Source organism: Microcoleus sp. T3_A4 (genome assembly GCF_036700465.1).
Taxonomy (GTDB): Bacteria; Cyanobacteriota; Cyanobacteriia; order Cyanobacteriales; family Microcoleaceae; genus Microcoleus.
This window is the reverse complement of sequence record NZ_JAUBOY010000018.1, coordinates 13,329-25,452: the sequence shown is the minus strand read 5'-3', so window position 1 is coordinate 25,452 and position 12,124 is coordinate 13,329. Positions and strand designations below refer to the sequence as shown.

Annotated in this window: 11 protein-coding genes; 4 read left to right on the top strand and 7 right to left on the bottom strand. The window is 44.4% G+C overall.

Annotated elements, in window-relative coordinates; all coding sequences use genetic code 11:
- Positions 1–3 precede the first annotated feature (3 nt).
- From arsB to QUA07_RS11980, 5 genes are all read right to left on the bottom strand, one after another.
- On the bottom strand, positions 4–1,155 hold the full coding sequence (gene arsB / locus QUA07_RS12000) for an ACR3 family arsenite efflux transporter (protein ID WP_333325293.1): 1,152 nt from the start codon (positions 1,153–1,155) through the stop codon (positions 4–6).
- Positions 1,156–1,192: 37 nt separating this feature from the next.
- Positions 1,193–2,221, bottom strand: a complete 1,029-nt coding sequence (locus QUA07_RS11995) for a PstS family phosphate ABC transporter substrate-binding protein (RefSeq protein ID WP_333325290.1) — start codon at positions 2,219–2,221, stop codon at positions 1,193–1,195.
- Positions 2,222–2,337: 116 nt separating this feature from the next.
- Entirely contained in the window at positions 2,338–2,679 is a 342-nt protein-coding gene (locus QUA07_RS11990) for a metalloregulator ArsR/SmtB family transcription factor (protein WP_333325288.1), read from the bottom strand.
- Positions 2,680–2,818: 139 nt separating this feature from the next.
- Positions 2,819–3,934, bottom strand: coding sequence for an inorganic phosphate transporter (locus QUA07_RS11985; RefSeq protein WP_333325285.1), 1,116 nt, complete (start codon positions 3,932–3,934; stop codon positions 2,819–2,821).
- A 229-nt stretch (positions 3,935–4,163) separates the two neighbouring features.
- Positions 4,164–4,418, bottom strand: a complete 255-nt coding sequence (locus tag QUA07_RS11980) for a hypothetical protein (protein ID WP_333080186.1) — start codon at positions 4,416–4,418, stop codon at positions 4,164–4,166.
- Between the two features lie 327 nt (positions 4,419–4,745).
- Between QUA07_RS11980 and QUA07_RS11975 the strand changes: the two genes are divergently transcribed.
- The 3 genes from QUA07_RS11975 to QUA07_RS11965 are packed head-to-tail and all read left to right on the top strand — an operon-like array spanning position 4,746 to position 5,387.
- Positions 4,746–4,973: a hypothetical protein gene (locus QUA07_RS11975; RefSeq protein WP_194067282.1), complete on the top strand. Its 228-nt coding sequence runs from the start codon at positions 4,746–4,748 to the stop codon at positions 4,971–4,973.
- On the top strand, positions 4,973–5,257 hold the full coding sequence (locus QUA07_RS11970) for a PIN domain-containing protein (RefSeq protein ID WP_333325281.1): 285 nt from the start codon (positions 4,973–4,975) through the stop codon (positions 5,255–5,257). The genes QUA07_RS11975 and QUA07_RS11970 overlap by 1 nt, the downstream gene beginning before the upstream one ends.
- Complete coding sequence (locus tag QUA07_RS11965; RefSeq protein ID WP_333325278.1) at positions 5,244–5,387, top strand: hypothetical protein; 144 nt, start codon at positions 5,244–5,246, stop codon at positions 5,385–5,387. The genes QUA07_RS11970 and QUA07_RS11965 overlap by 14 nt, the downstream gene beginning before the upstream one ends.
- Before the next feature lie 89 nt (positions 5,388–5,476).
- Here QUA07_RS11965 and QUA07_RS11960 read toward each other — a convergent pair whose 3' ends face one another.
- On the bottom strand, positions 5,477–6,151 hold the full coding sequence (locus tag QUA07_RS11960) for a HEAT repeat domain-containing protein (RefSeq protein ID WP_333325275.1): 675 nt from the start codon (positions 6,149–6,151) through the stop codon (positions 5,477–5,479).
- 267 nt (positions 6,152–6,418) lie between these two features.
- Between QUA07_RS11960 and QUA07_RS11955 the strand changes: the two genes are divergently transcribed.
- Positions 6,419–8,878, top strand: coding sequence for a CBS domain-containing protein (locus QUA07_RS11955; RefSeq protein WP_333325272.1), 2,460 nt, complete (start codon positions 6,419–6,421; stop codon positions 8,876–8,878).
- A gap of 237 nt (positions 8,879–9,115) precedes the next feature.
- Here QUA07_RS11955 and QUA07_RS11950 read toward each other — a convergent pair whose 3' ends face one another.
- Positions 9,116–11,473, bottom strand: a complete 2,358-nt coding sequence (locus tag QUA07_RS11950; protein ID WP_333325269.1) for a polysaccharide biosynthesis tyrosine autokinase — start codon at positions 11,471–11,473, stop codon at positions 9,116–9,118.
- Positions 11,474–12,124 lie beyond the last annotated feature (651 nt).

Genomic DNA, 12,124 nt, shown 5'->3' with positions numbered 1-12,124 from the left:
ATTCTAGCAATTGGAATGGGGAATACAACGAGGGTCTCGCAGCGAGGCAGTTTCTGGTTTTCGGGGAAACCAAAATGCTGTTCGCTTACAGAATTCTACCAACATTAACATCACTGGAACCTCAATTAAAACACCGACAACTGTAGCCAAGGCTGCACCTGAGTTTAAGCCAAACAGCATCACAGCCGTAGCAATCGCTACCTCAAAATGATTGCTGGCCCCAATCAGCGCGGCAGGTGCTGAATCTTCGTAGCACAGGTTTAGTTTTAAAGCTGCTACATAAGAAATCAGGAAAATGAAGTTGGTCTGGATAAACAGAGGCACAGCAATTAAAAGAATGTGCAGAGGATTGTTAACAATCAACTCTCCTTTGAAGGCAAACAAAAGAATTAGCGTAATCAAAAGGGCAGCCGTAGCAACTGGACTCAAATATTGCATAAATTCTCGTTCAAACCATTCTCGCCCTTTATGTTTGAAAATCCAGAAACGGCTATACATTCCGGCGGCTAATGGCAAACCGACATAAATGAATACAGACAATACTATTGTCTGCCAAGGAACAACTAAATCATTTGCTGCTAACAGCCATCTGCCTAATGGTGCATATAAAAACAGCATTGCTAGGGAATTAACGGCAACCATAACGAGGGTATGTCCTTGATTGCCGTAGGAGAGATATCCCCACATTAAAACCATCGCCGTACAGGGGGCAATTCCTAATAATATTGTACCCGCAATGTAGGAACTAGCGATGGAGACTTCACTGCCACGAATTATTTCTGTGCCGGTAATGAGGGGGCGAAATAGCCAACCTAAGAAAAACTGAGAAAATGCTACCATTGTAAATGGTTTGATGAGCCAGTTGACGACTAATGTTAAAATCACGGGCTTGGGCGTTCGCGCTGCATTAGCCGCCTGGGTAAAGTCAATTTTTACCATGATGGGATACATCATAAAAAATAGACAAATGGCAATAGGAATTGACACCTGATAAAAGCTGAGAGCATCAAGGGTGACGGCGACGCTGGGGAATAGTCTACCGAGAATAATACCGCCTAAAATGCAAAGAAATACCCAAAGGGTGAGGTATCTTTCAAAAAAACTGAGCTTGCTTCCTGCTTGGACAGGTGAGTTAGTTGCTTGAGGATGGTTCATTTTAGTTAACTGGTAAGTGAAAATTTATGAGAAAAAATCAAAATTTAGCCTCTTTTCGTAATAACTCTCCAATGGTTAAGTCAAACCTAGCTTGACCATCGAAAAAAGTCCCAACTTTGCCATTGTAGAAATTCTTGTAAATCAGTTGATAGCCTTCGCTTGGTAGTGGAATGTAACCGATCGACTGGACTAAAGTTGGTGCTTTTTTCATGTAGAATTGCACAAATTCGCCCACCTCTGGTTTATTTTGGACAGCGGTGTAACTGACGTAGATAAAAAGAGGTCGAGCGAGGGGTTGATATTGAGCTTTTTCTACAGTTTCGATGCTGGGTATAACTGGCCCTTTACCATTGTCTATTCCTAATGCTTTTAATTGATTTTGATTGACTTCGTAATAGCTTAAGCCAAAGTAACCCAAGGCATTTGGATCTTTGATAACTCCCTGGACTAAAACATTATCATCTTCACTGTCTGTGTAGTCGGTACGACTAGCTTTCGCAGTACCTACTGTTGCTTCTGTGAAGTAGTCAAATGTACCGGAATCTTGACCTGCACCATAGAGGGTGATGGGTTGGTTTGGCCAACTGGGTCTGATCTGATTCCAGCGGGTAATTTTTCCTTGGGCGGCGGGTTCCCAAAGTTTTTTTAGTTCGGCTACAGTAATGTCTTTTGCCCAGCTATTTTTGGGATTGACTACTACTGTGAGAGCGTCGAATGCGACAGGTAATTCGTAGTAGCGGATGCCAGCTTTGTTGCAGGCTTCCATTTCCCCTGGGTTGATGGGGCGCGAGGCGTTGCTGATGTCAGTTTCGCCAGCACAAAACTTTCTAAATCCTCCACCTGTACCGGAGAATTCAACAGTAATTGATGCTTTTTTGGGATTGGTATTTTGATATTCTTTCGTGATCGCATCCGTAATTGGATACACAGTGCTGGAACCGTCAATTTTAATGCTTTGCGATTCTGGCGACGGGACTTGTCCGCAGGAGTTGAGAAGCCCGATCGCACCTATGGTCAAAGCAATTATACTTAGTGCGAAAACCTTGGGCTTTTCTGCTGGGTTCATTGACCTCACCCAATGCCATAACTAAGGGGTACACTGGAATCATATCAATAAAATTTGATATGTCAAGTATGAGGGAAGAAAAACAGCCAATAAACACATTAAGAAATATTGATGGGTTAATCTGCGTCAGAACAAGGGCGGGCCGGCAGGATCTGGCTGAAGCGGCGGTATTCCGCGAGGTACTGTTCGAGGGCGATAAACTGAGCTAAATTGAGGCTGTAGTAAATCCAGCGACCTTCTTGGCGGCTGCGGACTAAAGCTGCATCCTTCAAGGCTTTGAGGTGAAAAGAGAGTTTAGGCTGGGGGACAGACAGGCGATCGCACAAATCGCACACGCACAACTCCTGTTCCCGCAGCAACTCCAAAATCTGAAGCCGCAGGGGGTCAGAAAGAGCGTGAAAGCCAGCAGCAATCAATTTATCTGCAACAGGTGGCGCGATCGTATAATTTTTAACCATAAATTACCCTTAAAATTTTATTCAAAAACTCCCGGCGCGATTTCTTGTTTTTACCGTTAGATTCCATAAGGTTATCCTGTGATGGCCATTCCAAATCAACTCCGAAATCTTTATCTTCTAGGACTAACGATTAATTCTCTTACCGATGCAACACCCAGTAAGCACAGCCGCTGATTGCCGCAGCAATTGGCAAGGTCAAAATCCATGATAGTAGAATCTGATAGAAAACGCCCACATTAGCTTTTTTTGAAATCAATCCGACACCAAAGATTGAACCTACCGAAACATGGGTAGTAGAAACTGGGAGCCCATAGCGACTGGCAGCAATAACTAAAAATCCCGTCACTAAGTTGGCCACCAACCCTTGACCGGTATTCATTGCTGTCAGCTTTTTGCTCATTGTTTCTGCCACTTTTTTAGCATTCAATAAACCGCCGATCGCCATTCCCAAAGCTACTGCTAAACTTCCCCACTGAACAGAGATTGATTGACCGACTAACATCAGCGAAACAATTTTCGGCGTATCGTTCAATCCTCTAGCAAAACTGACGACTCCCGCACTCATAAAATGGCAAGCATCCACTAAGTTTTGGCTGGGGATTTGTAAGAAATTTCCCAGATATCTTTGCGTGCATTTATCTAGAGAATCTACCGCGACATCAGCGGTTGTGATGCACTTGAGTATGTTAGTTGCATCGGGCTGGGGAATGGGAATAATTTGTTGAGTTTGACCAGCGCAAATACACCATTCTTTCTGGATTCCTAAATAAACTCGCAGGTAGCGAGACAGTCCATAAATTAAAGCTCCTAATAGAATCGCAATCATGGGACTCAGCAACAAAGGCAGTAGAAAATTTTTCTGCAAGGCAGTAAAATTAACTTGATTACCAATTGCTACTAAACCTGCACCAACAAGAGCACCTGTAAGACCGTGAGTTGTGGAAATAGGGAATCCAGTTAAGGTAGCAAGAATAACGGTTAAACCCGCAGCGATCGCGACTGCCAAATGAAAATCTGAGCCATTGGCGATATCGTCTGCAACTAGCCCTTTTCCCGAAAAGCTTTTTACGAGAGTTTCTGCTAGAAAAATAGAAAATACTGAACCTGCAAAAGTTGTAATGGTTGCCCAACCAATTGCTGTTTTATAGTTCGTCGTCTGACTGCCAAACAGTGTCGCCACGCCTTTAAAATTATCATTAGCACCATTGCAGTATGCTAAAAAAAACGTGGCGATAAATAGGGCAACAAGTAACATTATCTTACTCAGAATAAGTGTGGTTTATTTAAAACAGTTTTTGGTCGGTGCCCCTACAGCACCGAATTTGATTGTATAGACACAGTTGCCTCAAATAAAATAATGAAAATATTAAGATTTCTTTGGAAGGCGAGCGATCGCATCTTAATTTCGCGCCAGATGGGCACGATATTGAACGATACTCTAATTAAGGCTCGGCGATCGCTTCCGGTACACTCAACCCACCGATTCACTTGGGAGTCTGTACCCGGGCCGGCACATCAGTGAGTCCGGCTTTTTGCATCAGCGAAATCACCCCTATCGATAAAATTCCCCCAATAATTGCCCCGACAACTACCAGAATGATAAAGACTTTTTGCAGAGTTTTTTTAGTTGCCGGGTGGTACTGTCTCGGCAATGCTTCACCTTGATCGTCAACTTCTTGCTCCAAGGGGTCTAGCGGATTGGAGGGATTTGAGTTAAAGGGATTGGGCGCTTGATTCATGGCTGGCTTTGGTTAAACGAGATCAACAACTATTTTAACTTGCGATTAGCCCTTGCTGGTTAAATAATACCTTCTGGTTTCACTCAAAACTCTATAAAATTTATTAAGATACCGAGAATTTTACCAACATTATTAATAAAATATTCGCTGGTGTCAATCTTGATCGCAATTCCTTCTAATTTGAAAAATTTCCAGATACTGCCCGTTGTGAAAAATTAAGTCTTTTTAAGAAGCTAAGATTATATCACTTGAGGCGCTAAAATTTTGAAGCGGGGGTATTTATATACTTGCCTGCTTGTCCAATGCTTTCTGTCAAAGATAATTACTATGACGTTACGCGAACTTCAAGACCGAGCACTGAGGTTGTCTGCCGAGGAGCGATGGCAGTTAATTAATGCTTTGATGCGATCGCTCCAACCGAAACCCCGCTCGAAGGTGAAACCGAAGGGTTTAGCCGCGAGTTTAATTGGCATTGCGAAAACGGACGCGCCACCACCTACAGATGCAGAAGTAAAGGCAATGTTGGATGAGCGGTTAGTCCAAAAGTATCTGTGATGAAAGTTTTATTTGATACCAATGTTTTACTGGATGCAATGCTTGCCCGCGAACCTTTTGTAGCGGATGCTGCTTTTTTACTCAATGCCGTTGAATCGGGGCGAGTAGAAGGGTTTATGTCGGCGACAACGGTTACGGATGTGCATTATTTGGTTGGACGACAAACCAAGAGTTCTGAAGCTGCGATTGCCGCCGTAACTCGACTGTTGGCATTGATGGAAATTTGTGCGGTGGATCGAGAGGTTCTGGAGCAAGCGATCGCGCCCTTGATTGCCGGATTTTGAAGATGCGGTGCAGATAGCGTGTGCGATCGAGTTAGAGTTAGAGGCGATCGTTACTCGGGATGTGAATGGATTCGCAGGGTCGCCGATTCCCGTTTTGTCACCTCCAGAACTGAGAAATCGGTTGACCTAGCAGAGGGCTGAATAAATTAGGCATCGGTGTTTCATCCCCGCCTTAAAAGCGCGGAAATGAAACACTTACAACAAAAATATCGCTATCTGTCATCCTTCTACTTTTGACAAACGATCGAGAGAAATAGTTGCCGCTTGAGAGACTTGAGAATTGCTATCTTTTTCTAAGTATTTCAAAGCCGAAACGCTCTTAACACTCGGCAAATTGCCCAAAGCTTCAGCCAGCCTCTGGCGAATCAGCCAATCTTCCGACTGAGCAAAATTGAGGATGCGATCGATTGCCCCAATTTCCTTAATTTCCCCCAAAGCCGAAATTGCCGCCTGCTGGATCACCACTTGCTCGCTGTCGAGAGCTTTTAGCAGCACATCGCGGGCCCGGGGATCTTTGAGATTTCCCAGAGAAACAGCAGCACTGAAGCGCACCAGCCATTCAGTATCTTCGTAAAAAGCCCGCACCAAAGAATCAAACGCTCTGATATCTTCCAGATAGCCCAAAGCACCCGCAGCGTCAGCACGAATGCCGTAATCCGGGTCTGTTTCTAGCAATTTGACTAGAATGGGATAGCACTCTGCTGTCGGTTTTACCCCGAGAGCAAACACAGCCATCGATCGCACCTGCAAACTTTCGTCGTTCAACACCTTTTTAATCAAAGGCACCGCCTCTGCAGCAGGCACATTCCGCAAGTTGGCCAAAGCCACCATTCGATCGGCGGAATTTTCGCTTTCTAACTTGGCTGCAATTTGCTCTAAGCTTAAAGTTGTCATTATGGATAAATCTTGTAGTAAAACTTTACATTCGGGTTATTTTGATTATAGGGGAGTCTCAGGGGAAAAGCAGGCAGTAAAAACCGCCCTGCGTATTTGAGATGAGTAAGATTGCGGATTAGTGAGACGATTAATCTAAAGCTCAGATTGCGTGGAAATAATCAATGAGAAAGTTTATTATTTAAATCCCAAGCACAGGCGAGGTGTTTCTGCCGTTCCCTAAGGCTTTGCCCGATAGTTAGCCGCCCTCTGACAACCTGATCAACTATGCCGTTCTACCACCCGCCCTTTTACTCCTCAGCCTTAGAACAAGCGATCGATCGCTACCCCCTCACTGCCGGGCCAGAAACTTCCTTAGCAGTGGCGATCGCCCTGATGAGTCAGTTGCAAAACAGTTGCCCCCTAGTCAAAACACCTGTACCCTCAGACCGGGGGGCGATAACCGAAACATCGGCGCCGGAAAAGATGCGCGCCCGGTGCGTGTTCGTCGTGCAGAACCAGCAGACTATTACCACAGGCAACTTATCCGAAAACCCCAGCCGCGGGCTGTTAATCGGCATATTAACACCCGCCGACCTAGTGAGGCTGATAGCTTCTGGCAAAATAGACAGCCAGCACAAAGTAGCCCTGCACAAAATACCAATTTCCGAAGTGATGTCCCCGGTGTCGGTATCCCTCACAGAATCCGATGACCAAGACGTGTTTACCGCTTTATCCTTATTTCGCCAGCACAAGATTCGCTATTTGCCGATCGTCAATCAATTTCGCCACTTGGTAGGAGTGCTGACACGGGAAAGAATTCGCCAAGTATTGCAGCCTTCAAATATTCTTAAATTGCGGCGGGTAGCAGAATTAATGACTACGCCAATTACAGCGCCCCACACCGCCTCACTGCTGAGCATAACCGAACTGATGTCAGAGCATCAAGTCAGTTGTGTAGTGATTACAAAAAACAAAGAATTAACAATGGAGAAGCCCAAAGATGACTATACCTCCATTTTTCACTATTCCTTTCACCAACCCCTGGGAATTATTACCGAATATGACCTTGTGCAGGCACAGTTTCTCGAACTAAATTTCGAGCAAACCCCAGCTCAAAAAGTCATGAGAACTCCCCTGCAATTTCTTCAACCTTCCGATTCCCTATGGACGGCGCACAAAGAAATGGAGCAGCAACAAGTGCAGCGGTTGGTCGTGTGCGGGGGGCGCGGAGAACTGTTGGGAATTATTACTCAGACCAGCTTGCTCAGAGTCCTCGACCCCACGGAAATGTACCGAGTTGTCAAACAGTTGCAGCAGTCGGTTTATCAATTGCAAGCCGAAAAAGTGGAACTGTTGCAAAGCCGCAACGCCAAACTGGAACAGCAGGTGCGGGAACGGACTGCAAAACTCCACGAACAATTGCAGCGCGATCGGCTGTTAACTCACATTTCCTTGCGGATTCATCAATCCTTAAACCTCGAAGAAATTCTCCACGCCAGCGTCGATGAAGTCCGCCAAGTTTTGCAAGCTGACCGAGTAGCAATCCTGCATTTAGAGTCCAGCAATTACGGCATTGTAGTGGCAGAATCCGTTGCCGAAAATTGGCCTTCAATATTGGGAGAAATCATGCCGGATAATATTTGGCAAGAATCTGCTTCCGTGATCGAACAGGAAATTTATGCGGTTCCAGACCTCGACCAAGCCTGTTTGAGCACCGAAAAATATGCGCGGTTCCAGCAAGCGCAAATCAAAGCTTATTTGATTGTACCAATTTTGCAAGACGGCAATTTGTGGGGAATGATGTGTGTCCATCAGTGTTCCCAATCCCGTCAGTGGCAACCTTCGGAAGTGGATTTGCTGCTGCAACTGGCAACTCAAATCGCGATCGCGATTCAGCAAGCCCAACTCTATCAGCAAGTCCAAAATCTCAACACCGACCTCGAACGCCAAGTCCAAGAACGCACCGCCGAATTACAGCAAAAAGTTCACGAACTCCAGCATTTAAACGTCCTCAAAGATGAATTCCTCAGCACCGTTTCTCACGAACTGCGGACGCCTTTAGCTAATATAAAAATGGCTATTCATATGCTGAGAATTTCTCCCACGCTAGATCGGCGCCAGATTTATCTAGAAATTTTAGAAACAGAATGTACTAGAGAAACAGATTTGATTAATGCTTTGCTAGATTTGCAGCGGCTCGAAGCCGCAACTTGTCCGATCGACCTCGAACCAGTAAACTTAGAAGTCTGGCTGCCTACTATTATCGACCCGTTTTACACCCGGGCCCACGACCGCCACCAGGATTTGCGAGTAGAGTGCGATCGTCACCTCCCCACGATCAGTTCCAACCGCGCTAGTTTGGGACGAATTTTAGCCGAACTCCTCAACAATGCCTGCAAATATACTGCCAATGACGGCGAAATTTCTCTGAAAGTCGAGTGCAAAAACGAAGACGGCGAACAAGCAGGACAAAGGACAAATTCGCGACAAGCAAGTGCTGTGGCTTCAGAAATCCAATTTACACTCAGCAATCAATCGTCGATTTCCACAGAGGAATTGCCTCGAATTTTTGAGAAATTTTATCGAGTTCCCAACGCCGATCCTTGGAAACAAGGAGGTACAGGTTTGGGTTTAGCTTTGGTTCAAAAACTTGTGGAACAGTTGCAGGGAAAAATTGAGGTTGAAAGCAGCAATGGCTGGACTAATTTTATCGTCACATTTCCTACCAACCCAGATGGAAATTAGTCCGCCCTGAGTCAATTTTAGATTTTAGATTTTAGATTTTAGATTTTAGATTTTAGACTTCGGCCTAAGAGGTTCGGCGAGCGCGAGCGTCAAGTCGCGCTCAGTCCAACGATTTTAGATTTTCGATTTACTCCACAGACGAATCTGGGAGATTGAACAAGAGTCTAAGATTTTGGGAGTTCCATGACTACTATCGGAGGCTTGTATCCTTTTTTTGGGGGTCATCTTTGTTGGGTGTCACTCTTTTTTAGGAGCTAGTTTTTGAATACGAGACGGTGCTGGCGTCAAATTCAAATATTCATTTTTATCTTCAACAACTGATGATCTCGATGCTGGATACTTCTTGCGTTTAGGGGCATGATTCGCAACTGTGCCCAAGCATGGTATGCCAAAATTTTCTAATTGACTGAAAACTTTTTTGACTACAGAAAAGGGAACCTGCTGAATTGCTACAACCATCAGTATGCCATCGGTGCGCGCCGCTAAAAAATTCGTATCTTTACTGTCAACTAGCGGCGGCGTATCGTAGATAACTAAGTCAAATTTTGCCTGAAGTTCTTCCATTAAATACTGCATCTGAGATGATGCCAGCCGTCTGGCAGTACCAGGATCCGGGAGACCGGCAGTTAATACAAAAAGATTATCTGCTAGATGCGATCGTTGGATAATTTCATTGGGTTCGTTTTTATGGTCGAGCAAGTTGCTCAATCCCTTGACATTAGGCAGTTCCAACAGCAAGTGCAGACTGGGGGAATGCAAATTAGCGTCTACTAACAGCACTCGCTGACCCGCCAGCGCTGCCACGTGAGCTAAGTTTAAAGCAACGGTAGATTTGCCTTCGCCAACTGTAGCCGAACCAATTGCCACAGAGCTAATCGTTCGATTTGAAGAAAGAAAGCGGATATTAGTATAAAGAGAGTCAAAAGCTTCTATAAATTCCGCAGCAATTTTCTTATTACCCTCTTTTCCTTCAATATAAGCATAGGCATTAGCAATAGAAGGCGGCAATTTTCTAGCATTTTTGTCCAGAGGAATTGCTCCCAATAAAGGCGCATCAACCGCATCTTTAACGTCATCAGCACAGTAGAAAATATTGCGGAACTTTTCAATGAGGATAGCAGCTCCCAGACCCAAAACTAGCGCTCCAACAACTGCCATCATTAATTTGTTTTTAGCTTTCGATGGAACTGGCATTAGGTTGCCCTTCTCATCTCGCGGTATCCGTGGTTCAGAAATTATTTCCCAAGGTACTTGGCTTTGAGCTGCTTGGACGCGCAGAGTTTCCCGCTGGCTTAAAAGTTGATCGCGGGTGCGGGCGGCTACTTCTAATTGCTGTTGCAGTTCGTTGTAGCGGCGGGCTATGGTGGGGAATTCTGTTGCTTGCCTGTTTAAATTGTTTTTAGTTTGAGTGATTGCCTGAAGGCGAGCTTCTAAGACTTCAACTTGGTTAGCAGTATCAACCAATTGTTTAATCAAGCCTATGCGAATAGAATTTTGAAAATTTTGAACTTTAGAATTAGCTTGGGTGCCGACTAAATTTTGCCCCAAAATTCGATCAGTTTGCTGGTTGAGCAAAGCTACTAAATTTGCCCGCTTGCGCTCTAAAGCTTCCACTATAGGGTTAGCAGATTTAAAACGAGCTGTTTCTACAGCAATCTGACCTTCTACTTCCTTAACCTTGGTCAGCAACTCTTTATATTGAGGCTCTTCGCTTAAAGCTGAAGCGGCAATAGCTTCATTTGGTGTAAAATCTAATTGTTTTTGCAAGTTAGCGTACAGCGTTTTCTGTTCTTGCAGTAGCCTTTGAGTTTCTAACTCTAAAGTTTCTACGGTACGAACTTGCTGGATTAATTGCGCGCCTTGTTCTTGAGGATTGGTAATCTTTTGCTGCTGCTGTATCAACTGTAACTCCGATTTCAGGTCGTTTACGCGCTTATTGAGTCCCGGAAGCTGGTCTTCAATAAATTTAACACCTTCACCAATCCGAGTCTTGCGTTCATCAAGACTGTACTTTAAATATTTCTTTTTAGTTTCTTGTAAAACGAACTCAACTAATTTAGTATCATTCCCCATGAAGCGAACTTCCAAAATTTTAGTCAGCGTCCTCTCATCTTCTCCTATCCGCAAAACGATTAATTCTTTTTCAAGAATTTTTTCGGTAACTTTTGGATATCGTTTTTGGACTTGTTTAACAATAGCCGACAGCATCTGAGGACTCTTGAGAATTTCAAGTTGAGTTGCGTAGTCCAAACTAAAAAAATCTCGATTAGGCACTGCCCCCCCCTCGCCGCGATTGGCTAGGGCAGAGGGATCAGCAATTCTGGCCTCCGTTGTCACGGGTTCCACTAGCATCCGAAAATCGCCTTGATATGTTTTCTTGCCTCCCTTGATCTGATAAACAGCTCCAGTGCCTACTAGACCTATAATCCCAATAATGATTAGGGCTTGTCGCTGAAAAGTCCTCAACAACGGCTTTACATTCAATCCTTTCTGAGGCTGCGCGCTTAAATCTTCTCCCTCGTCAACGGAAAATTGCTGCACCTGTCGGCTCTGGTTGCTAATGGGTACGATATGAGCGTCCTGTTCTCTTTCCATGTTGACCTCTTGGATATTTTGTGGGTAAAATCAGCTTTCTTCTGCGAGCCTTCGGATTGATACTTTGAGCATTGGCTTAAGGATATCACACGAAATTATGGGTTGGTTGAGCCCACTTCCTTCTAATAGTTCTCACTACTTTCACATAGTATACAAAAATAACTAAATCCCTATGCTAGGCCGGCAGTAAAAGTTCTTTTACAACTGCTGGAGAGTTATATCAGACTGCATTTGGCTCTGCTGCGTTGTGCTTGTATTTCGGGTTTCCGGGCGACGAAGCAAACTTTTTCAGGTGTCGCTCAGCTTCCCGACAGGGGGTTCCATAACTTTACCAAACTTTTACAATTGACCGTAACACCTCAGCCGCTGCTTGCGCTGGTATTGATTTGTCCTCTATGCCATTTTTCGGTTCAGAGTCAACGGCAGAAGCACTTATTAACTTATGCGCTAACTGACCGGCTAAAAGGTTTTGCATTTCCCATGTCGATATAATTAGCCACATTCAGCAGATTTTTTGGAACGGCAACTAATCCAATCAATTTCCGAGAAAAATCTGTTTCTTCTTTTAATTATAAACTTTTTGAGGAGTTGGATGACTGATTAAGTGTATATACTTAGTTTACCGTGGTGATTATATCACCAACTCATCTC

Bases quoted from the DNA above. Each gene is read 5' to 3' on its own strand.
- arsB (WP_333325293.1), bottom strand. From the start codon at position 1,155: ATGAACCATCCTCAAGCAACTAACTCACCTGTCCAAGCAGGAAGCAAG.
- QUA07_RS11995 (WP_333325290.1), bottom strand. From the start codon at position 2,221: ATGAACCCAGCAGAAAAGCCCAAGGTTTTCGCACTAAGTATAATTGCT.
- QUA07_RS11990 (WP_333325288.1), bottom strand. From the start codon at position 2,679: ATGGTTAAAAATTATACGATCGCGCCACCTGTTGCAGATAAATTGATT.
- QUA07_RS11985 (WP_333325285.1), bottom strand. From the start codon at position 3,934: ATGTTACTTGTTGCCCTATTTATCGCCACGTTTTTTTTAGCATACTGC.
- QUA07_RS11980 (WP_333080186.1), bottom strand. From the start codon at position 4,418: ATGAATCAAGCGCCCAATCCCTTTAACTCAAATCCCTCCAATCCGCTA.
- QUA07_RS11975 (WP_194067282.1), top strand. From the start codon at position 4,746: ATGACGTTACGCGAACTTCAAGACCGAGCACTGAGGTTGTCTGCCGAG.
- QUA07_RS11970 (WP_333325281.1), top strand. From the start codon at position 4,973: ATGAAAGTTTTATTTGATACCAATGTTTTACTGGATGCAATGCTTGCC.
- QUA07_RS11960 (WP_333325275.1), bottom strand. From the start codon at position 6,151: ATGACAACTTTAAGCTTAGAGCAAATTGCAGCCAAGTTAGAAAGCGAA.
- QUA07_RS11955 (WP_333325272.1), top strand. From the start codon at position 6,419: ATGCCGTTCTACCACCCGCCCTTTTACTCCTCAGCCTTAGAACAAGCG.
- QUA07_RS11950 (WP_333325269.1), bottom strand. From the start codon at position 11,473: ATGGAAAGAGAACAGGACGCTCATATCGTACCCATTAGCAACCAGAGC.